We start from the raw sequence: 19,869 nt of genomic DNA, 5'->3' as shown, positions 1-19,869 counted from the left end.
CACGGACGACGATTTCAACCGGCTGCGGCGCATGATCGCCGATCGTGCCGGCATTGCACTCGGCGCGCACAAGCGGGAGATGGCCTATAGCCGGCTGGCGCGTCGGGTACGTTTGGCCGGTACCCATCGCTTCGCCGACTATCTGGCACCGCTCGAGGCCAATCCGGCGGATCCGGAATGGGAGCATTTCACCAATGCATTGACGACCAATCTGACGTCGTTTTTCCGTGAAGCCCATCATTTCCCGTTGCTGGCGCAGCATGTCAGCCAGGCCCGGGAGCCGGTATCGGTCTGGTGCTGTGCGGCCTCGACCGGGGAAGAGCCGTATTCGATCGCCATTACGCTGGCCGAGGCGCTGGGTCAGGCCGCGGAACGCGCCAAGATCTTGGCCACCGATATCGATACACGCGCCCTGGCCGATGCCCGGGCCGGAATCTATCCGTTGGCCGCGGTCGAGAAACTCAGCGAAGAACGTCGTCGGCGGTTCTTTCTCAAGGGCTCGGGCAAGCGTGCCGGTCTGGCTCGCGTCAGCGCCGAACTACGCGGCCGTATTCGCTTCGAACCGGTCAATCTGGCCGGCTCGGATTGGCAGGTCGAAGGGCCGTTCGATGCGATTTTCTGCCGCAATCTGATGATCTATTTCGACAAAGACACCCAGCAGCGCGTACTGCGCGGCTTTGCCCGGCTGCTCAAACCCAATGGTCTGCTGTTTGCCGGCCATTCGGAAAACTTCAGCTATTTCGACAATCCATTTGTATTGCGGGGCCAAACGGTCTATCAGCTCAAGGCGAACCCAACATGACACGGCATAACGTGCGGCGAGTAGACCCCGATCTGGCGACGCGTCGCTATGTCGATGTCCATGGCCAGATCCATATCAAGCTGTTGCCCAAGGAATACTATGTGACCGATCAGCCGATCGCGCTGACGACGGTACTGGGTTCCTGTGTTGCAGCCTGTCTGCGGGATCCGGCGGCGGGCGTGGGGGGGATGAATCACTTCATGCTGCCGGATCCCGGTGTCGATACCGCCCGGGCACAAACCATGGTCTACGGTGGCTACGCGATGGATCGTCTCATCGAAGGGCTTCTTGCCCAGGGGGCCCGTCGCGAGCGGCTTGAAGCCAAAGTGTTCGGCGGCGGCAACGTACTGGCCGACATGCGGATGGCCCGTATCGGGGATGCGAATGCCGCCTTCATCCGTGCCTATCTCGCCACTTGGAATATTACGCTGATTGCCGAAGACCTCGGTGGCTCGTGGCCCCGGCAATTGCAGTATTTCCCGGCCACCGGTCGCGCGCGGGTGCGGCGTCTTGGGGTGGTCGAATCGACGCTCGCCGAGCGCGAACGCAGCGTAGCCGATGCTGCAGTCGCGGCGCCGGCGGTTTGATGAGGGCAGAAGGGGATGAATACACCGATCAAAGTATTGGCCGTCGATGACTCGGCGTTGATGCGTAGCCTGCTGACGGCGATTGTCGATGCTCAGCCGGATATGCAGATGGTGGCCACGGCTCCGGATCCTTATGTCGCGCGTGAATTGATTAAGCGCCATAACCCGGATGTGCTCACGCTCGACGTTGAAATGCCGCGCATGGATGGTCTGAATTTTCTTGAAAAGCTGATGCGGCTGCGGCCGATGCCGGTGCTCATGGTGTCGTCGCTGACCGAGCGGGGGTCCCAGGTCACATTGCAGGCCATGGAGCTGGGCGCGGTCGATTTCGTGGCCAAGCCGAAAGTCAATATTCGTGACGGGCTGGATCGCTGCGCCCCCGAGATTGCCGATAAACTCCGGGCAGCAGCCCGGTCGCGTCCGACCGCGCGCCGCGGCGCCGTCACTCCGCCCAGGCTGTCGGTGCCCACCATGTCGAGCGAAAAACTATTGGTGGTGGGCTCGTCGACCGGTGGCACTGAGGCGTTACGGCATTTCCTGGCGCCGATGCCGGGCAATGCGCCGGCGATCCTGATCACCCAGCATATGCCGGCCGGGTTTACGGCCTCGTTTGCCAAGCGGCTGGATTCGTTGTGTGCGCTTAAGGTCAAGGAAGCCGAGCACGGCGAGCGTGTGCTGCCTGGCCATGCCTATATCGCGCCGGGGGGCGAGCAACACATGAAGCTCGCCCGTAGTGGCGCCAACTATACGATCGCCTTAGAAGCGAGCGCGCCGGTCAACCGGCATCGTCCTTCGGTTGATGTGCTGTTTCATTCGGCGGCCCAGAATGCCGGGGCCAACGCCGTCGGCATCCTATTGACTGGCATGGGCGCCGACGGGGCTGACGGCATGGTCGCGATGCGGGCCGCAGGCGCGATCACCATCGCCCAGGACGAGGCGACCTGCGTGGTCTATGGCATGCCAGCCGAGGCCGTGGCCCGGGGCGGGGCCTGCCACGAATTGCCCCTCGATGCGATCGGCGAAAAGGCACTTGCCGTGATTGCCGAAACCAACAGTGCGGTGCGTATCTAAGCGCCGCTTTTGAATATCAGCCCAAGGAGACACCCATGGCCAGTGCCGACATGAATTTTCTGGTCGTTGACGATTTTTCGACCATGCGCCGCATCGTGCGCAACCTGCTCAAAGAGCTGGGCTACAACAATATCGAAGAAGCCGAGGACGGGGCCGAGGCGTTGAACAAGCTCGCGAGCGGCAATTTCCAGTTCGTGGTCTCGGACTGGAACATGCCGAATCTCGACGGGCTGGAAATGCTCAAGACCATCCGTGCGGATGACAATCTCAAGCATCTTCCGGTATTGATGGTGACCGCCGAAGCCAAAAAGGAAAACATCGTGGCCGCAGCCCAGGCGGGGGCCAGCGGCTATGTGGTCAAACCGTTCACCGCGGCCACGCTCGAAGAAAAGATGAACAAGATCTTCGAAAAGCATGGTTTGTGATTCCGGTTTCCGACCGTGATTTCCGAGAGGGTAATTTTTATGAGCGATCACCAGAGTCATCGTGACGCGATGGGGGACAACAACAGCGAGCTGATCGATCGCATCGGTCAGCTCACGCGAGCGCTGCATGACAGCATGCGCGAGCTGGGGCTGGACAAAGAGGTCGAAAAGGCCGCCGAGGCTATTCCTGATGCCCGCGATCGACTCAGCTATATTGCCCAGACCACCGAGCAGGCGGCCGAGCGGGCCCTGTCGGCGATCGAGGTCGCCCAGCCGTTGCAGGAACGCATGGGCGAACAGGCGACCGACCTGTCCAAGCGATGGGATGAGTGGTTCGACGCGCCTATCGATCTGTCCGATGCCCGTTCGCTGGTTAACGATACGCGAGGCTATCTGCGAGGGCTGCCCGAGCAGACCCGCGAAACCAATGCCCAGCTGCACGACATCATGATGGCGCAGGATTTCCAGGACCTGACCGGACAAGTTGTGGGCAAGCTGATCGACGTGATCCGGCGCATTGAAAGCCAGCTGGTCGAGGCTTTGATCGAGCATATGCCGGGGGCGGCCGATTATCGGAATCGACAAGACAATCGCAGCGAGGCCGATGCACTGCTGAACGGTCCGCAGATCAACACCGATGGTAAGACGGACATCGTGACTGATCAGGCCCAGGTCGATGATCTGCTCGACGAGCTGGGCTTCTAGCGACCTGCCCAAGGACCAACACCCGCGCAGCCACAGTCTCAGGCGGACGGCGATGCCGCCTGAGCATTCGGTACGAGCCCTCGATCGGGATGCTTCGTTCAAGGCGCACCACGCCCTATCCGCCGGGGCGAGCTGCGGCGCATTTCCAATGCGCGGGTCGGCGGGCGACCGCCGTTGCCCGTGTCCTAGCCCCGACTGGGCAGCTGGCCAATGCGGCGGGTATGAATACCGAATGGCCCTGGGGCTTTGGCCAGGCTGCGCAGTATCGCTTGGCGATAGCAGCCGGGCCGATTATGGCAGGGCAGGCGGCCGTATTCATCGATAAGCGCCCAATAGCGATCGTAATTCGGCTGGTCGGGCGCGCCGTAGTCACCGCATAATCCCCGCACGCATGCGATGCCGCCTGCGGCGGCGTGCCGGTGGGGGCGTATGGCTGAAGACAGCGACGAGGAAAAAACCGAAGAACCGACCCAACAGCGGCTGGACAAGGCACGCGAAGAGGGCCAGGTTCCGCGTTCGCGCGAGTTGAGTACGTTTTTATTGTTGGCCACGGGGGTTGCCGGGCTGTGGGGAACTTCGGGCTGGTTCGTCGATGCGATCTTGACGATCGGGCGGGCCAGCTTCGATTTCGCGCCCGGGGTGGCGCATGACAACGCCCGGATGATGTCGCAGGTCGTCGCCCAGCTCTTCACCATAGCGGGCGGGATCGCGCCGTTGCTCGGCGCGCTGCTGGTGATCGCGCTGGTAGCGCCGACGTTGCTCGGTGGTTGGTTGTTCTCGGCCAAGTCGATCAAGCTCGATCTCCAGCGCATGGACCCGATCAAAGGGCTCGGCCGGGTGTTTTCGGCCAATGCGGGCGCCGAATTAGTCAAGGCGATCGCTAAATCGGTGCTGATCGGCTCGGTGGCTGCTGGCTTCGTTTATACCCATCTCGACGAAATCTTGAGCCTGGCCGGCCAGCACAGTCATCAGGCCGTGGTGCATGCCCTGCGGCTGGTGTTTTTCTGCTCTGCGCTAATGATTCTGGCGTTCGTGGTCGTGGTCGCTATCGATGTGCCGTTCCAGATTTGGAACCATCACAAAAAGCTGCGCATGAGCCTCAAGGAGATCAAGGACGAACACAAGGAAAACGAGGGCGATCCACAGATCAAGGCGCGTATTCGCGATCAACAGCAGCGCATGGCGCGTGGCCGGATGATGAATGCCGTACCCGATGCCGATGTGATCGTGACCAACCCGAGCCACTATGCCGTGGCGCTGGCCTACCAAGGCGACCAGATGAGCGCGCCCAAGGTCGTGGCCAAGGGCGCCGACGAAGTGGCGGCGCGTATTCGCGAACTGGCCGCTGAGCACGATGTGCCGCGTCTGGCGGCACCGCCGCTGGCACGAGCGCTGTATCGACACGCCGATCTGGATGCCGAAATCCCGGCCGCGTTATATACCGCGGTCGCCGAGGTTTTGGCTTGGGTCTACCAGCTCGACCGGGCCCGGCGCGAAGGGGCGCCGACGCCCAGCATACCCCGTGATATCGAAATACCGTCGGAACTGGCGGTGCCCGCAGGCGAGGAAACTGCGACATGAATGCGTTGACCGCTTGGCTTGGCCGAGCCGGCCTGGACGATCCCGGCCACTACAAGATTCTGGCCGGCCCGGTTCTGATCATCATGATCATGGCGATGATGATCCTGCCGTTGCCGCCGTTCGTGCTGGATGTGTTGTTCACTTTCAACATCGCCCTGTCGGTGATGGTGTTGCTGGTATCCATGTTCACCACCAAGCCGCTGGATTTCGCGGCCTTTCCGGCGGTGCTGCTGTTTGCCACCCTGCTGCGACTGTCGCTCAACGTGGCCTCGACGCGCGTGGTGCTGATGAACGGCCACAGTGGCCCCGGGGCGGCCGGCCAGGTGATCGAGTCGTTCGGCGAGTTCCTGGTCGGCGGCAACTTCGCGGTCGGGCTGATCGTGTTTATGATTTTGATCGTGATCAACTTCATGGTGATCACCAAGGGCGCCGGACGTATCGCCGAAGTCGGCGCCCGCTTCACCCTGGATGCGCTGCCGGGCAAGCAGATGGCCATCGATGCCGATCTCAACGCGGGGTTGATCAACGAAGAAACCGCCAAGAATCGGCGCGAGGAAACCGCCATGGAGGCGGATTTCTACGGCTCCATGGATGGCGCCAGCAAGTTCGTACGCGGCGATGCGATCGCCGGCATTCTGATCATGGGCATCAACCTGGTGGGGGGGCTGATCGTCGGCGTCGCCCAGCACGGCTTGAGCCCCGGCGATGCGGCGCGAACCTATACTCTGCTGACTATCGGCGATGGCCTGGTCGCCCAGGTGCCGGCGCTGGTGATCTCGACTGCGGCCGGTGTCACGGTCTCGCGGGTATCGAGCGATCAGGACGTCGGCCAACAGCTGATCGGACAGCTGTTCGACAACCCCAAGGTGATGTTTCTAGCTGCTGGCGTGCTGGGCATGTTGGGCATGGTGCCGGGGATGCCGAACGGCGTATTTCTGTTGTTCACGGCGATGCTGGGCGGCCTGGGCTGGTGGCTGCGGCGCGAGGCCAAGGCCCGTGAGGTCGAACAGCGCGAGACCGCGCCGGTCGCCGAGGCCAGTCCGGAAGCCGCCGAGGCCAGCTGGCAGGATGTGCAGCTGGTCGACCCGCTCGGCCTCGAGGTGGGCTATCGGCTGATCGGCCTGGTGGACGCCAGTCAGGACGGCGAATTGCTGCGGCGCATCAAGGGGGTGCGCAAGAAATTTGCCGCCGAGGTCGGTTTCTTGCCGCCCGTGGTGCATATTCGCGACAACCTGGAATTCTCGCCGCATGCCTACCGGTTGGCGCTCAACGATGTCGAGATCGGCCGTGGCGAGGCATTCGTGGGCCAGTGGCTGGCCATCGACCCCGGCGGCGCGGTCGGCGAATTGGAAGGTCGGGCCGGCCAGGATCCGGCCTTTGGTCTGCCCGCGACCTGGACCGATACCGGCCTACGTGATCAGGCCGAGGCCCAGGGCTATACGGTGGTGGATGCGGCGACCGTCATCGCGACCCATATCAACCATCTGCTCAGTACCCATGCTGCAGCGATGCTGGGGCGCGCCGAGGTCCAGCAGCTGCTCGAGCGGGTCAAGGCCGACTACCCCGAGCTGGTCGATGAAGTCGTTCCCAAGCCGATTTCTTTGGCGACGCTGACCGCGATTTTGCAGAACCTGCTGTCCGAGCAGGTCTCGATCCGCGATATGCGCCGTATTCTCGATGTCCTGGCGGTCCACGGTCAGCACACGACCGACAGCGAAGAGCTGACCGCGGCCGTACGCGTTGCCCTCGGCGGGGCGATCGTGGAAGCCTGGTTCGGCGCCGACAAGCAGATCGAGGTGATCGGCCTGGATGGCCGGCTCGAACAGATGCTCGGTCAAGCGCTGTCCAACGGCGGTGGCCTCGAGCCAGGGCTGGCCCAGACGCTGGTCGAGCAGACGGAACAGGCCGCCCGCGGTCAGGCCGATCGAGGGGTGTCGCCGGTGCTGGTGGTCAAGCACGACCTACGGCCGCTGCTGGCGCGTTTTCTGCGTCGTAGCGTGGATTCGCTGGTGGTGCTGTCGCAGAGCGAGATTCCCGACGATCGACAGCTGCGAGTGGCCCGTGTGATCGGCGCGCAAGGGTGAGGCCGTCGCTGAGCGGAGGATGGACTGGGCTGGCTATGGTGGCCGCCTTGGTGGCTTTGGCTGGCCCCGTGGACAGCAAGGCGGCTGGCACCTGGATTGCGGAGGCGGCGCTGCCAAGCATGCGTCACCGTGGCCAGGTCTATCGCTCGCCGTGGCTCAAGCCGCGCCCGACCACACCCTTGGCCGGGCGAGCGATCACCCGAGTGCATTGGCGCTATGGCTATGATCGCCCGGGCGGCCCGCGGGCTCGGGCGGTACTGTGTGCTGCCGATCGCTGCGTGGATGCCTCGGTCAACCGAAGTCAGTCGACGGCTTTTTCTGGCCTGCCTATTGCCACGCCGTTTCGCCTGACCCTAAAGACGCCAGGCCACAAGCGGATCGCGCCGCCGCTACGAAGCGGGCATATTCGCTTGATGGTGGATTTCGAATAAGCGGCGGTGATGGCACCGGATACGGGCCGGTCGTGCTTGGCCGGACGCCGGTATGGTGAGCGATCCCCAAGTGGGTTTTCCTTTCGCTCGGCGACGTAGCGCTATCAGAGATACGGGGTTGCAGGCTCAAAACGGCGTGGCCGACTGATTCGGCACGATCCGGTCATACTAAAAACGGTGTGCGACCTCGGCTGGCGTAGTCACTCGATGGTTGCTGGCCTGTCGATAGATCAGACACCGGGCAGCCAAGCGGAAGCCATTACGCCGAGCTGGCCGCGGCCTTGCTGGCTAGGACAGTGCCAAGTCGGGCAGGTGCCGGGCGGCCTGGGTTCGCGAGCTGGGGTTCGGGTCCGTTGCGCGCTAAACAGCGCGATGGGCGACCCTATGGTAGAGCAGCGCCTGCGGGACGAGGCCATGGCTTTGGCCTGTCACGCGGTCTGCAGGCGCTTGGCGAACGTTGCGTAATCGTTTCGGTATCGTTGCAGGAGCGTCGTAGCGGACTGACGAGGCCGCCAAATCGTTTTCTTCAACGCGACCATGTCTGCTGGGTGGTTTTTTGCCGCGGCCGCCGCCATTGATTCCCGGCACTGCCCACGCCGAAACAGGCATCCAGGCGTTGCGTTGCCGCGCTAGATACGGGCCTTACAAGCCGGGGACAATCTGGAAAAGTTTGGTCGCCGTACGATCGGCCGTCGAGCGCCCGTGGCCTCGCGATCAGGCCGCAGGCGAGTAATCAACCCAAGGGCCGGTCAGGGCTCGGCCGTGTCCGAGCCCTTGGCCTGACTCGATTCGGTACGCAAACCAAACCGCCGGTAGGACCTAGGCGCCGCCGCGCAGGCGTCCTTGGCTGCTGGGTCGGCGCTGGCCGTCGGCCGCATACAACGACTGGGCCGCACTACGGCGTAGAAAGCCAAGCGCCCGGTTGGTGTAGTCCAGTCGGGTCTGGATGGCGAGGCCATTGATATCGTTCTGGGTTCGGGCCTCGGCCACGCGCATGCTCAGCTGCGCCCAAAGATCGCGGCAGCCGAAACGTTCGGCGATCTCGCGATCGTCGAGGTCGCCTCGGTCCGCGCGTTCGGCATCGGCTAGCGCCCGCCGGGTGCGCTCCATATCTTCCAGTACAGCCGCCTGGTTCGATTTGGTTTCGGTTACGTCCGAAAGTTGATCCATGGGGACCGGCCGGGCAGCGAGAACGTCGCGTTCACGATGCAATACCTCGACAAACGCCTCGACTGCGGCGTTCTGACGGCTCAGATGCTCGGCATAGTGGGTAACGGCGGTTTGACTCATGGTCATTACTCGGTGGGGTTAATCCTCGCCGGCCATTTCGCGGGCACTGGCGATAATGCCATCGGCGATCCGGCCGGAGTCGAAGCTCAGGGTGCCGTCGGCGATGCCCTGACGAATTTCGGCCACGCGTGTGGCGTCGATGTCCTGCGTCGAGTCCTGGGTGTTCAGCCCGCTCAGGTTCTTGACCTGGGCCGACTCACTCGGCGCTTTGCTTGCTGGGTTGGCATCCGGGCGCTGGGTGGACTGGGTCGACTCCGGGGCGCGCGAACCGTTGACGCGGGAAATATTGTTATTGCTCGTTGGATCTATCACGGCGATATCCTTGGCCTGGGCCAGTCGAAAGATGACTGGGGATTCTAACGGCCAGTCTAACGGCGACTTTAATCTCGTTGTGGGCAGCACATATCGGCAGCGGCCGTGCCTGGGCAGGGCGCCGCGAGTTAGATAGGTTCAAGCCTCTGTATACGCTTGGTTTTGGCGGTTTCGCCCGACTTTAGTCGCTCATGGTCCGATGCGCACAATGCCCGGCCCGCCAGGCTTGCCGGACACGACCGTGCCGTTGGATGTGCGTACGCGCACCCGCTGGCCGGCCGCGGCATCGTCGAGCGCCTCGCCATGGGTAGTGATGCTAAAGCCTTGGCCTTTCGAGACCACTTTTACGGCATCGCCGCGCGAGATCACATCGGGTGGGGCAAGCATGTTATCGACGATCGCCGTTGATTCGCCGATCCGACGCTTGGCTTGCTGGCCGACGATCGTCTGCTGATCGGTGACCAGCCGGTCGATGCGCCGAGTGATATCGCCCTCGCGAGGACTGATGTCTGCTGCGCTTAGGGTCTGACCCGACACGATATCGCGACTGGCTACGAAATAGCGTCCCGAGACCCGGACATCGGCCTGTACATAGCGTGTCGCCGGGCGATCGCCCGGACAGTGGATACCGACAGTGATACGGCCGGTACGGCGTCGGCCCTGGCCGGGTAGAAACGGCTCGGGATCGTGGCAGGTCGGCATATGCGCGGTCGGCGTATTGATGGTGACCGAAATCTGGTCGCCGGTATCGCTGTTGACCGAGCGCAGAAACGCTTCGACCTGCTGGGTCAGCGCATCGTCGGCCGCGCTACCGTTGGCCGAAGCCACGACGCTGATCAACGGGATCAGCAGCGCCAAAACGCCGGCCAGAAACCGCCTCGAACCGCTCATGTATTTGTCGTTGTGCATCGGCATGCGCGCAAGTCTAGTCGCAGCACCACGTCGTGCTATTGCTGGATTAGCGCACAAAGCTTGGGCCTTTTCGACCAATTGACCTGCGGACTGCGCGTTTAGAGTGTCGGTGTCGAATGCATGAGGGGCTATCGATGATCGATCGACTCACCGAGTCGCTGGGGTTCTACAGTAAGGCGTTGAATCTGCGCGCCGAGCGTCAGGACGTACTCGCTTCGAATATCGCCAACAACGATACGCCGGGCTACAAGGCGCGGGATTTCGATTTCGCATCCGCCTTGAAATCGGCGGTGGATAATCAATCGCAGTCGGGGCTGGCGATGGCTACGACCCATACCGGCCATATCGCCGGTAGCGGGGCAGGCACGGCTGTCGGCCCGGAGCTGGCGTATCGCAATCCGTCGCAGCCGAGCCTGGACGGCAATACGGTCGATATGGACACCGAACGCGTCCAGTTCATGGATAACTCGGTCCACTATCGCGCCGATCTGCAGATTCTCGGCAGCCAGATCAAAGGACTGAAATCGGCAATGGAGCCGAGTCGCTAATCGCATCACGCTCAATCGGGGGACCCATGGCAGTGAATAATATCTTCGGTATCGCCGGCTCGGCGCTGACCGCGCAGTCGCAACGCATGAACGTGGCCGCCAGCAACATGGCCAATGCCAACAGCGTCGCCGGGCCGAACGGCGAGCCCTACCGCGGCAAGGAAGTGCAATTCCAGGTTCAGGCTGCACCCGGCTCCGAGGTGGGTGGGGTCGCGGTCTCCGGTGTGACCGACAATCCGGCGCCGTTTCGTCAGGAATATCGGCCGGACAGCCCGCTCGCCAACGACCAGGGCTATGTCCAGATGCCCAACGTCAATCCGACCGACGAGATGGTCAACATGATCTCGGCGGCCCGTTCTTACGAAGCCAATATCAATGTGCTCAACACCGGTAAGGATCTGGCATTGCGCACGCTGACGCTTGGCGAATAATCATACGAGGCGTTTGAATCATGCCTAGCGATTCCCTGGCTTCCCTGTCATCCGCGGCCTCGGCAGGGGCCTCGAGCAGCAGCAATAGTGCCAACCAGCGCACCCAGGATCTGAGCGAGCGTTTCCTGACGCTGCTGGTAGCGCAGATGAAGAATCAAGATCCGCTCAATCCGACCGACAACTCCCAGGTCACCTCGCAGATCGCCCAGATCAATACGGTGACCGGGATCAACGATCTCAACGACCGGCTGTCTCAGATCACCGGCCAGATCGATACCTCGCAGCAGCTGCAGGCCAGTTCGCTGATCGGCAACAAGGTTCTGGTGCCGGGTAATAAGGTCAAGGTTGGCGAGGGCGGCGAGGCGACGCCGTTCGGTATCGATCTCAGTGGCGATGCGGCCAAGGTCAAGATCACGTTGACCGACGATGCCGGCAATGTCGTGCATCAATCCGAATATGAGAATCAGCCGGCCGGCATCCAGTCGTTCGACTGGAACGGCAAGGATGCCAGCGACAGCGTGGCCGACGCCGGCAGCTATCACCTGAACGTGACCGCCGAGGACGCCGACGGCGAACCGGTCGAGGTCCAGGGGCTGGCGACCGGCCTCGTCAACGGCGTGGTCTCCAGCGATTCCGGCCCGCAGCTGGATCTGGGCCCGGGTGGGCTCGTCTCGCTCGACAAGGTATATCAGATTCTCTAACCCGGCCGTGGCGCCGGGCTTACGCATGGCGGTCATGAACACGGTCGGAGTAGGGGCGGGCGGTACTGCCTGACCAGTCAGGAGTTGCGAATAGCGCGCTAAAACGCGCGTTATTCGCGCAATGAAACGGGGGGTGTGCCGTGGATACTACACACCATGAAAAGACGCGGTCGGTGTGCCGCAGGTGCTACACACCGCACAACCAGTAACGAGGGGTAATCATGGCTTTCACTCAGGGGATCAGCGGGCTCAAAGCAGCCTCGGCCGATCTAGACAATATCGGCAACAACATCGCGAACTCGCAGACCACCGGCTACAAGTCGGGCAGTACGCAGTTCGCCGACATCTATGCCAGCGCCCGGACCGGCCTGGGCGTGTCGGTGGCCGGTACCTCCCAGGATTTTTCGACCGGTTCGCTAGAGACGACCGATCGCAACCTCGATCTGGCGATCGACGGCGGCGGTTTTTTCCGCCTGCAGAACAACGGCCAGACGCTGTATTCGCGTGACGGTCAGTTCGAGCAAACCAAGGACGGCTATCTGGCCAACAGCAGTGGCGCATTGTTGACCGGCTATAACGTGTCCAACTTCAACGATCCGAACACCCAGGCCTCGGTCCAGGCCGGCGGCAACCCGGAAGTCATTCAGCTGCCCGCCGAAGGTCTGAGTGCGCGCGCGACCACCCAGGCGTCGCTGGCGGCCAGCCTCAACGCCGGTTCATCGATCAAGTCGGGCGACAACTTCAACGCCAGTGATGCCACGACCTACGACTGGTCGACCCCGAACACGGTCTATGACTCGCTGGGCAACGCCCACAGCGTGAATATGTACTTCACTAAGACTGGCGAGAACCAGTGGCAGGTCAACGGCGAAATGCCACTGGGCTCCGAGTCGCTGTATTCCACCTCGTTGGCCAGCGACGGCACCTATCCGGACGGTTTCGATCCGACCCAGGGCAATGGCACCCAGACCTTCACCACCGGCGATGGCCATACCTATAAGGCGAATGTGACCGGCGCGGTCAGCGATGGCAACGGCGACTTCACCGGCGGCTCGGTCAGCTATACCGAGCAGCTGCCGGCCACCGAACTGAGTTTCGATGCCTCGGGCAATCTGAACAGTGCGGTGCCCGCCGATGGTTCGGGCAAGGACAACGATCTAAGCGACTCGCAGATCGCCTACACGCTGGATGCCCAGAACGGCTCGGCGGGTATGGAGTTCAGCTTCGATTTCGCCGGTTCGACCCAGACCGCCCAGTCGTTCGCCGCCGGCAATCCGTCGCAGGACGGCTATGCCTCGGGCGCCCTGACCGGAATTTCGGTCCAGGACAACGGCATGGTTACCGGCAGCTACGACAACGGCCAGTCGCTGAATCTGGCTCAGCTGTCGTTGGCCAGCTTCCGCAACGAAAACGGCCTGCAACCGGTCAGTGGCAACAGCTGGACCGAAACCGCCGAATCCGGTCAGCCGGCGCTCGGCACCGCCGGTACCGGTCAGTTTGGCAGCCTGCGCGGCGGCACCCTGGAGGCCTCGAACGTGGATCTGTCGCAGCAGCTGGTGGACATGATCGTGTCGCAGCGTAATTACCAGGCCAATGCACAGACCATCAAGACCCAGGACCAGGTCCTGCAGACCGCGGTCAACCTGCGCTGATCGGCGCGTTAACGAGGGGATAGGACGAAACTGCCATGGATCGATTGATCTACACGGCTCTGTCGGGCACCAGCCAGATTCTGGACAAGCAATCGGTGGTGGCCAACAACCTGGCCAATGCCTCGACCACGGGTTTCAAGGCCCAGTTGTCGGCATTCCGTTCGGTGCCGGTCAACGGCGATGGCCTGCCTACGCGGGCCATCACCGCCGCGACCACGCCACAGTCGGATCTGTCGCAGGGGCCGATCCAGCAGACCGGGCGACCGCTGGATATCGCCCTCGACGGACAGGGCTGGCTGGCCGTGCAGTCCGACGACGGCAGCGAGGCCTATACCCGCAACGGCAATTTGCAAACCGACGCGGCCGGGTTGTTGCGCAGCAACGGGCGTCCGGTGCTGTCGGCCAACGGCAACCCGATCGTGCTGCCGCTCAACGGCACGGTGTCGATCGCCGACGACGGGACGATCTCGGCACTGGGAGCTGGTGACGAGCCCAATACCATGGCCGATATCGGCCGGCTCAAGCTGGTCGCGTCACCCGATGCCGGCATGCAGCATCGCGCCGATGGGCTGTTTACAGCGCTTACGCCCAACGGGGGCACGGCCGAGGCGCTACAACCCGACGACAGCGTACGCATCGAAAGCGGGGCCTTGGAGGCCAGCAACGTCAGCCCGACCGAAACCATGGTCGGCATGATCGACAACGCGCGCCAGTTTCAGATGCAGATGAAGATGCTGTCGTCGGCGGATGACAACGCCCGTAGCGCGAACCAACTGCTCGACGTCACTTAAACAGTCGCGAGCCGCCGATTCAGGCGGCCACCGCGATCGCGGCCTGCGCGATCGCTCACGAGGGGAAAGCACATGATTCGATCGCTCTGGATCGCCAAGACCGGTCTGGAAAGCCAGCAGACCAAGCTCGACACGATCTCCAACAACTTGGCCAACGTGTCGACCAACGGTTTCAAGCGTTCACGGCCGGTCTTCCAGGATCTGCTGTATCAGGATATTCGCCAACCGGGCGCCTCGTCTTCGGTACAGACCAATCTGCCTTCTGGGCTGCAGGTCGGCTCCGGCGTGCAATCGGTTGCCAACGAGCGGCTGCATACCCAGGGCAGCCTGGAAGAGACCGGCAACTCCAAGGATGTTGCCATTGAGGGCAAGGGGTTTTTCGCGGTCCAGATGCCGGATGGCAGCACCGCCTATACCCGCGACGGCAGCTTCCAGCTCGACCAGAACGGCCAACTCGTCACCTCGTCGGGCTTCCAGGTGCAGCCGGGCATCGTAGTGCCGTCGAACGCGCTGTCGATCAGCATCGCCCAGGACGGCACCGTGTCGGTGACCCAGCCGGGCGATACCCAGTCCAACGAGATCGGCCAGATGCAGCTGTCGACGTTCATCAACCCGGCCGGCTTGCAGAGCATCGGCAACAATCTCTACAAGGAAACGACCTCCTCCGGTCCGCGCAACGACAATATGCCGGGCGTCAACGGAGCCGGTCTGCTACGTCAGAAATACGTCGAGACCTCGAACGTGAACGTGGTCGAAGAGATGGTCGACATGATCGCGACCCAGCGCGCCTACGAGATCAACTCCAAGGCCGTAGAAACCTCCGATCAGATGCTCCAGCGCCTGGCGCAACTCTAGCCGACGGTTCAATTAATGCACGCGAGCGTTCGTTCATCGTTGTTTGACACTGCCCGCCCGGCACTGCGCCTGGTGTGGTCGGTCGGGCTCGTGATGTTGGCGGCCGGCTGTGCCCAACTGCCGCGGCACAATATCGTCGAAGGCCCGACCACGGCGACGCCGCAGCCGCCACCGCCGGCACCGAGCAATGGTTCGATCTTTCAGTCGGCCTATAACAAGCCGTTGTTCGAGGACCGCCGGCCGCGTCAGGTCGGCGATGTCCTGACGGTCGTGCTCAACGAGAATCTGAGTGCGACCAAGAGTTCGGCGTCCAACGCCAATCGCCAGGGATCGGTCGGCTTCAGTCCGACCTCGGTGCCGGATGCGATCGGCAATTGGCTCGGGAAGCAGGAAACGGATATCTCGGGCAGCAACGATTTCGAAGGCTCGGGCGATTCGAACGCATCGAACAGTTTCACCGGGCGCATCACGGTGACCGTGATGCAGGTGCTGCCCAACGGCAATCTCAAGGTTGCCGGCGAAAAGCGCATCGGCATCAACCAGGGCACCGAGTATGTGCTGTTTTCGGGGGTGGTCAATCCACGCATGATCGATGCCGACAGCACGATCACTTCGACCCAGGTCGCCAATGCCCGGCTGGAATACTACGGCGACGGTTATATCGACGAAGCCCAGCATATGGGCTGGTTGCAGCGCACGCTGCTGAATATCTCACCATTCTGATTCGGTGACGGGGGACTCAATGAGGGGGCAGATCCTGCGTACGTTCGCCTGGGCGATGACGAGCGCGATGCTGATGGCCACGGCCTGCATGCCGGCTTCGGCACAGCGGTTAGGCGATATCGCGACCTTCGACGGCGTACGTTCGAATCCGTTGATCGGCTATGGGCTGGTCGTGGGCTTGAGCAATACCGGCGACCAGACCACCCAGACGCCGTTCACTGGCCAGGCGGTGCGCAACATGCTGACCCAACTCGGCGTGACCGTACCGGGCGGCACCAACATGCAGCTCAAGAACGTCGCTGCAGTAATGGTGACTGCCGAGCTGCCGGCATTCGCAGCCACCGGCCAGCAAATCGACGTCACCGTGGCTTCGATGGGCAATGCCGATAGCTTGAGCGGCGGCACGTTGCTCATGACTCCGCTAAAAGGCGCGGATGGCAACATCTATGCGCTGGCCCAAGGCAATGTGCTGGCGCCGGGTTTGAATATCCAGGCGGCCGGCTCGAGCGTACAGGTCAACCAGACCGCGGCCGGGCGCATCCCCGAAGGTGCGATCGTCGAACGCGCGATCGATTCGGAGCTGGCGGCCAACGGCACGATCGATCTCGAGCTCAAGCAGGCCGACTTCAATACCGCGACCCGGACGATGCAGGCGATCAACGCAGCGTTCGGACGCTCGCTGGCCACCGCCAAGAACTCGCGGCTGATCTCGATCGCCGTGCCGAACGATCTGGGCTCGAAAGTCGCCTTCATGGCCCGGGTTCAGAATATCCAGGTCCGGCCGGGCACGCCCAAGCCGCGCGTGGTAGTCAACTCGCGTACCGGCTCGGTGGTCATGAACGGCGTGGTCACGCTCAACGAGGCTGCCGTGGCCCATGGCAGCCTGTCGGTCACGGTCGATTCCAACCCGATCGTCTCACAGCCCAATGCTCTGTCGGGTGGTCAGACCGCGGTGGTGCCCAATGCCGATATCAACGTGCAGCAGGGGGACGGCTCGCTCAACTATGTCGCACCCAGCACGTCGTTACAGAACGTGATCGATGCGCTCAACCGGCTGGGCGCAACCCCGGTGGACTTGATGGCCATCCTGGAGGCATTGAAAGCCGCCGGAGCGCTGAATGCCGATCTGGAGGTCATCTGATGGCGGCAACCAACGATGTGTCCAGTGCGTTCGCGCTCGATGTTAACGCCGTATCCAAGCTCAAGTATTCGGCCAACAAGCACGATGGCCAAGGCGTACACAAAGCCGCCCAGCAGTTCGAGGCGATGTTCATCAAGCAGATGCTGTCGAGCATGCGCGATGCCATCCCCAAGTCGGATCTGTTGGGCGATTCGTCGGCCAACAAGCAATACCAGGACATGATGGACGGCCAGTGGTCGCAGACCCTGGCCAAGCGCGGCATGGGGCTGGCCGATATGCTAACCCAGCAGCTGACCGGCCAGAGTGGCGGTGCATCGGCGGCTGCGGCCTCGGCGGCAGCGCCTGATCAGGTCGCGACCATTGCCAAGGCCGATCCGAAGCCGCTGGCGGCCTCGGACTCACTGGCCGCGATCCAGGCCCAGCGCGAGGCCGCAGCGGCTTCGAAGCCGTCGGCCGCGGGCGATGCCATGCGTGACGGCGGCCCGTTGGTCGCTAGCCGAGGCGCGCCGATCCTGTCGCTCGGTGCAGCGGGCGCGAGCGATGCTCCGCTGGATGATGCGGCCGGCTATGTACGCGATTTCGTTGACCGGCTCGGGACGGCCGCCGACGGGGCCGCCAGCAAGACCGGGCTATCGAGCCGACTGATCCTGGCCCAGGCTGCGCTCGAGACCGGCTGGGGGCGCCATGAAACCACGACCGAAAGCGGCCAGCCCAGCCACAACGTGTTCAATATCAAGTCCACGGGATGGGATGGGGCGAGCACCGAGATCACCACCCACGAGTTTGCCCAGGGCGCCATGCAGCGCACGCGGGCCGGCTTCCGAGTGTATGACTCCTACGAACAGGCCTTCGACGATTATGCCCGCCTGATCAACGATTCGCCGCGCTATGCGCCGGCCCGCGACGCCGACTCGCCCGAGGCCGCGGCCCGCGCGCTGCAGGCGGGTGGCTATGCCACCGATCCCAACTATGCCGACAAGCTGGTTTCGGTCATGGACCGGATTCCGGCCAGCCAGCGCGGTGGTCTGTTCGCAGATAGCGCAGGGGCGGTTGTAGATCTGAACGCCCAAAGCCGGCCGATCGCCTAGTCGGCCTCGGCCCGGCCAGGGGCTCAAGTTGTCGGCTGATCGGCCGTTGATATCTTAAATGACGGCCATGCAGGCCGGATGGTTGTGAAGGGGAAAGCGTCGCCATGTCGAATCTGTTCGGAATCGGTTTAAGCGGTCTCAGTGCTGCACAGGCCGGGTTGTCGACGACCAGTAACAACATCAGCAACGTCAATACGCCCGGCTATACCCGCCAGACCACCCAGCTCGAACAGGTCGCTGGCGGCAACGATCCGGGCGGGGTACGCGTCTCCGGTATCCAGCGCCAGTATGCCCAGTTCGTGACGGCCCAACTCAACGACGCCCAGTCGACCGAGGCTGCCACCACCAGTCATCTCGACCAGATCTCGCAGATCGATAATCTGCTGTCGGACAGCGAATCCGGCCTGGCTCCGCGGATGCAGGATTTCTTCGATAGCCTACAGACCCTGGCGGGCTCGCCAGAAGATGCAGCAGCGCGCAACGCCGTGCTCGGCGATGCCCAGGATATGGCCGGTCGATTCCGTTCATTTGCCTCGACGCTGTCGAACATGGGGGATGCGGTCGACGACCAAGTCACCAGCGCGGTCTCCCAGGTCAATAACAACGCCAAGCAGATCGCCGAGCTCAACCAGCAGATCACCGTGACCCGCTCGCGTACCGGGGCCGAGCCCAACAAACTTCTGGATCAGCGCGATCAGCTGGTCTCCGAGACCAGCCAGCTGGTCAACGTCGACGTCACCACCAACGACGACGGCAGCTATAACCTGACCGTGGGCGGTCAATCGCTGGTGGATGCCACCGGTAGCCATGAGCTGGCGACCATGGCCGATCCGAATGATCCGACCCAGCAGCGCCTGGCGTACAAGAGTGCCGATGGCAGCCTGCGAGCGATCCCGAACGATCGCGTATCGGGCGGCGAAATCGGCGGCCTGCTGGCGTTCAAGAGCGAATCGTTGGCGCCGGCCCAGGCCAAGCTCAATCAGACTGCCCATGATTTGTCGGCCGCGCTCAATGCCCAGCACAGCCAGGGCAGCGACCTCAACGGCGCGCAGGGTGGGGATCTGTTCACGTCCAGCCAGCCGCAGACCTATGGTGCGGCCTACAACGGTGGCGATGCCACGCTCAAGGCTTCGTTCGTCGACGGCGACACCGAGAACGTCACCGCCAGCAACTATCGGGTCGACTATACCGATGGCCAGTACCAGGTCACCCGTACCAGCGATGGCGAACAGGTCGCCAGCGGCGATTCGCCGTTGGCGTTCGGCGGCCTCGAACTGGAATTGGATAGCGGCACGCCGGAAGAGGGCGACAGCTTCATCGTGCGGCCGCTGGACGACGCGGCAGCGGCGTTCGAGGTCGCGATTTCAGACCCGGCCAAGCTGGCGGCGGCCGGTCGTACCGACGGGGCCAGCAATGGCGTGGGCGACAACAGCAACGCCAATGCCATGGCAGGCCTGCAGCAGGCTTCGGTGGTCGCTGGCAACCACAGTTTCTCCGATAACTATGCCCAGCTGGTCGGCGACATCGGCAACAAGACCCAGTCGCTGCAGGTTAATCAGAATTCCCAGAGTTCGCTGACCGACGAGCTCACCCAGGCCCAGCAATCGGTGGCTGGCGTGAACCTCGACGAGGAAAACGTCAATCTTATGTATTACCAGCAGATGTACCAGGCCAATGCCCAGGTCATCCAGACCGCCTCGACCGTGTTCGACACGGTTCTGGGTCTGGCACGCTAGAAC

General features: G+C 62.8%; 22 protein-coding genes. 19 read left to right on the top strand and 3 right to left on the bottom strand.

The window, feature by feature from the left end; all coding sequences use genetic code 11:
- The first annotated feature begins 31 nt into the window (after positions 1–31).
- From V5738_RS16205 to V5738_RS16165, 9 genes are all read left to right on the top strand, one after another.
- Positions 32–802 (top strand): CheR family methyltransferase, encoded by a 771-nt coding sequence (locus V5738_RS16205; RefSeq protein WP_423824196.1) that lies wholly within the window; start codon positions 32–34, stop codon positions 800–802.
- Complete coding sequence (locus V5738_RS16200) at positions 799–1,389, top strand: chemoreceptor glutamine deamidase CheD (RefSeq protein ID WP_423821847.1); 591 nt, start codon at positions 799–801, stop codon at positions 1,387–1,389. The genes V5738_RS16205 and V5738_RS16200 overlap by 4 nt, the downstream gene beginning before the upstream one ends.
- A 15-nt stretch (positions 1,390–1,404) precedes the next feature.
- Positions 1,405–2,460: a protein-glutamate methylesterase/protein-glutamine glutaminase gene (locus tag V5738_RS16195; RefSeq protein ID WP_423821846.1), complete on the top strand. Its 1,056-nt coding sequence runs from the start codon at positions 1,405–1,407 to the stop codon at positions 2,458–2,460.
- Between the two features lie 35 nt (positions 2,461–2,495).
- Positions 2,496–2,885, top strand: a complete 390-nt coding sequence (gene cheY, locus V5738_RS16190; protein ID WP_423821845.1) for a chemotaxis response regulator CheY — start codon at positions 2,496–2,498, stop codon at positions 2,883–2,885.
- Between the two features lie 39 nt (positions 2,886–2,924).
- On the top strand, positions 2,925–3,590 hold the full coding sequence (gene cheZ, locus V5738_RS16185; RefSeq protein WP_423821844.1) for a protein phosphatase CheZ: 666 nt from the start codon (positions 2,925–2,927) through the stop codon (positions 3,588–3,590).
- A gap of 221 nt (positions 3,591–3,811) precedes the next feature.
- Positions 3,812–3,970 carry a hypothetical protein gene (locus tag V5738_RS16180; protein ID WP_423821843.1) on the top strand — a complete coding sequence of 53 codons (159 nt, stop codon included), beginning with the start codon at positions 3,812–3,814 and terminating at the stop codon, positions 3,968–3,970.
- A 49-nt stretch (positions 3,971–4,019) separates the two neighbouring features.
- Entirely contained in the window at positions 4,020–5,171 is a 1,152-nt protein-coding gene (flhB, locus tag V5738_RS16175) for a flagellar biosynthesis protein FlhB (protein WP_423821842.1), read from the top strand.
- Positions 5,168–7,255, top strand: coding sequence for a flagellar biosynthesis protein FlhA (flhA, locus tag V5738_RS16170; RefSeq protein WP_423821841.1), 2,088 nt, complete (start codon positions 5,168–5,170; stop codon positions 7,253–7,255). Before flhB ends, flhA begins: the two co-directional genes overlap by 4 nt.
- A gap of 119 nt (positions 7,256–7,374) precedes the next feature.
- Positions 7,375–7,686: a flagellar protein FlhE gene (locus V5738_RS16165; RefSeq protein ID WP_423821840.1), complete on the top strand. Its 312-nt coding sequence runs from the start codon at positions 7,375–7,377 to the stop codon at positions 7,684–7,686.
- An 819-nt stretch (positions 7,687–8,505) separates the two neighbouring features.
- On the opposite strand, the gene V5738_RS16160 is transcribed toward V5738_RS16165, so the two are convergent.
- The 3 genes from V5738_RS16160 to flgA form a co-directional block, all read right to left on the bottom strand.
- A complete protein-coding gene (locus V5738_RS16160) occupies positions 8,506–8,976 on the bottom strand; it encodes a flagella synthesis protein FlgN (protein WP_423821839.1) in 471 nt (156 codons plus the stop codon).
- 18 nt (positions 8,977–8,994) lie between these two features.
- The gene (gene flgM, locus V5738_RS16155; RefSeq protein WP_423821838.1) at positions 8,995–9,288 is read right to left on the bottom strand and encodes a flagellar biosynthesis anti-sigma factor FlgM; all 294 of its coding nucleotides are present in this window, start codon (positions 9,286–9,288) and stop codon (positions 8,995–8,997) included.
- A 189-nt stretch (positions 9,289–9,477) separates the two neighbouring features.
- Positions 9,478–10,179: a flagellar basal body P-ring formation chaperone FlgA gene (gene flgA / locus V5738_RS16150; protein ID WP_423821837.1), complete on the bottom strand. Its 702-nt coding sequence runs from the start codon at positions 10,177–10,179 to the stop codon at positions 9,478–9,480.
- Positions 10,180–10,334: 155 nt separating this feature from the next.
- On the opposite strand from flgA, the gene flgB reads away from it, so the two are divergent.
- The 10 genes from flgB (at position 10,335) to flgK (ending at position 19,866) form a co-directional block, all read left to right on the top strand.
- Positions 10,335–10,748 (top strand): flagellar basal body rod protein FlgB, encoded by a 414-nt coding sequence (gene flgB / locus V5738_RS16145; RefSeq protein WP_423821836.1) that lies wholly within the window; start codon positions 10,335–10,337, stop codon positions 10,746–10,748.
- A gap of 26 nt (positions 10,749–10,774) precedes the next feature.
- Entirely contained in the window at positions 10,775–11,179 is a 405-nt protein-coding gene (gene flgC / locus V5738_RS16140) for a flagellar basal body rod protein FlgC (protein WP_423821835.1), read from the top strand.
- Positions 11,180–11,199: 20 nt separating this feature from the next.
- Entirely contained in the window at positions 11,200–11,880 is a 681-nt protein-coding gene (locus V5738_RS16135) for a flagellar hook assembly protein FlgD (protein WP_423821834.1), read from the top strand.
- Positions 11,881–12,101: 221 nt separating this feature from the next.
- Positions 12,102–13,532: a flagellar hook protein FlgE gene (locus tag V5738_RS16130; protein ID WP_423821833.1), complete on the top strand. Its 1,431-nt coding sequence runs from the start codon at positions 12,102–12,104 to the stop codon at positions 13,530–13,532.
- A gap of 35 nt (positions 13,533–13,567) precedes the next feature.
- A complete protein-coding gene (locus tag V5738_RS16125; protein ID WP_423821832.1) occupies positions 13,568–14,323 on the top strand; it encodes a flagellar basal body rod protein FlgF in 756 nt (251 codons plus the stop codon).
- Between the two features lie 72 nt (positions 14,324–14,395).
- A complete protein-coding gene (flgG, locus tag V5738_RS16120; protein ID WP_423821831.1) occupies positions 14,396–15,178 on the top strand; it encodes a flagellar basal-body rod protein FlgG in 783 nt (260 codons plus the stop codon).
- A gap of 15 nt (positions 15,179–15,193) precedes the next feature.
- Positions 15,194–15,901: a flagellar basal body L-ring protein FlgH gene (locus V5738_RS16115; protein WP_423821830.1), complete on the top strand. Its 708-nt coding sequence runs from the start codon at positions 15,194–15,196 to the stop codon at positions 15,899–15,901.
- Positions 15,902–15,920: 19 nt separating this feature from the next.
- Positions 15,921–17,042 (top strand): flagellar basal body P-ring protein FlgI, encoded by a 1,122-nt coding sequence (locus V5738_RS16110; protein WP_423821829.1) that lies wholly within the window; start codon positions 15,921–15,923, stop codon positions 17,040–17,042.
- On the top strand, positions 17,042–18,130 hold the full coding sequence (flgJ, locus tag V5738_RS16105; RefSeq protein WP_423821828.1) for a flagellar assembly peptidoglycan hydrolase FlgJ: 1,089 nt from the start codon (positions 17,042–17,044) through the stop codon (positions 18,128–18,130). The genes V5738_RS16110 and flgJ overlap by 1 nt, the downstream gene beginning before the upstream one ends.
- Positions 18,131–18,234: 104 nt before the next feature.
- Positions 18,235–19,866, top strand: a complete 1,632-nt coding sequence (gene flgK, locus V5738_RS16100; RefSeq protein ID WP_423821827.1) for a flagellar hook-associated protein FlgK — start codon at positions 18,235–18,237, stop codon at positions 19,864–19,866.
- The last annotated feature ends 3 nt before the right edge of the window (positions 19,867–19,869 follow it).

Source organism: Salinisphaera sp. SPP-AMP-43 (genome assembly GCF_049568105.1).
Taxonomy (GTDB): Bacteria; Pseudomonadota; Gammaproteobacteria; order Nevskiales; family Salinisphaeraceae; genus Salinisphaera.
This window is presented reverse-complemented; position numbering and strand designations above follow the sequence as displayed.

Excerpts from the sequence above, each read along its gene's own strand:
- cheZ (WP_423821844.1), top strand. The coding sequence starts at position 2,925 with ATGAGCGATCACCAGAGTCATCGTGACGCGATGGGGGACAACAACAGC.
- V5738_RS16160 (WP_423821839.1), bottom strand. The coding sequence starts at position 8,976 with ATGAGTCAAACCGCCGTTACCCACTATGCCGAGCATCTGAGCCGTCAG.
- cheY (WP_423821845.1), top strand. The coding sequence starts at position 2,496 with ATGGCCAGTGCCGACATGAATTTTCTGGTCGTTGACGATTTTTCGACC.
- flgK (WP_423821827.1), top strand. The coding sequence starts at position 18,235 with ATGTCGAATCTGTTCGGAATCGGTTTAAGCGGTCTCAGTGCTGCACAG.
- flgJ (WP_423821828.1), top strand. The coding sequence starts at position 17,042 with ATGGCGGCAACCAACGATGTGTCCAGTGCGTTCGCGCTCGATGTTAAC.
- V5738_RS16180 (WP_423821843.1), top strand. The coding sequence starts at position 3,812 with ATGAATACCGAATGGCCCTGGGGCTTTGGCCAGGCTGCGCAGTATCGC.
- flgG (WP_423821831.1), top strand. The coding sequence starts at position 14,396 with ATGATTCGATCGCTCTGGATCGCCAAGACCGGTCTGGAAAGCCAGCAG.
- flgC (WP_423821835.1), top strand. The coding sequence starts at position 10,775 with ATGGCAGTGAATAATATCTTCGGTATCGCCGGCTCGGCGCTGACCGCG.
- V5738_RS16135 (WP_423821834.1), top strand. The coding sequence starts at position 11,200 with ATGCCTAGCGATTCCCTGGCTTCCCTGTCATCCGCGGCCTCGGCAGGG.
- flgA (WP_423821837.1), bottom strand. The coding sequence starts at position 10,179 with ATGAGCGGTTCGAGGCGGTTTCTGGCCGGCGTTTTGGCGCTGCTGATC.
- V5738_RS16205 (WP_423824196.1), top strand. The coding sequence starts at position 32 with ATGATCGCCGATCGTGCCGGCATTGCACTCGGCGCGCACAAGCGGGAG.
- V5738_RS16125 (WP_423821832.1), top strand. The coding sequence starts at position 13,568 with ATGGATCGATTGATCTACACGGCTCTGTCGGGCACCAGCCAGATTCTG.
- flhB (WP_423821842.1), top strand. The coding sequence starts at position 4,020 with ATGGCTGAAGACAGCGACGAGGAAAAAACCGAAGAACCGACCCAACAG.
- V5738_RS16115 (WP_423821830.1), top strand. The coding sequence starts at position 15,194 with ATGCACGCGAGCGTTCGTTCATCGTTGTTTGACACTGCCCGCCCGGCA.
- V5738_RS16110 (WP_423821829.1), top strand. The coding sequence starts at position 15,921 with ATGAGGGGGCAGATCCTGCGTACGTTCGCCTGGGCGATGACGAGCGCG.
- V5738_RS16195 (WP_423821846.1), top strand. The coding sequence starts at position 1,405 with ATGAATACACCGATCAAAGTATTGGCCGTCGATGACTCGGCGTTGATG.
- V5738_RS16165 (WP_423821840.1), top strand. The coding sequence starts at position 7,375 with ATGCGTCACCGTGGCCAGGTCTATCGCTCGCCGTGGCTCAAGCCGCGC.
- V5738_RS16130 (WP_423821833.1), top strand. The coding sequence starts at position 12,102 with ATGGCTTTCACTCAGGGGATCAGCGGGCTCAAAGCAGCCTCGGCCGAT.
- flgB (WP_423821836.1), top strand. The coding sequence starts at position 10,335 with ATGATCGATCGACTCACCGAGTCGCTGGGGTTCTACAGTAAGGCGTTG.
- flhA (WP_423821841.1), top strand. The coding sequence starts at position 5,168 with ATGAATGCGTTGACCGCTTGGCTTGGCCGAGCCGGCCTGGACGATCCC.
- V5738_RS16200 (WP_423821847.1), top strand. The coding sequence starts at position 799 with ATGACACGGCATAACGTGCGGCGAGTAGACCCCGATCTGGCGACGCGT.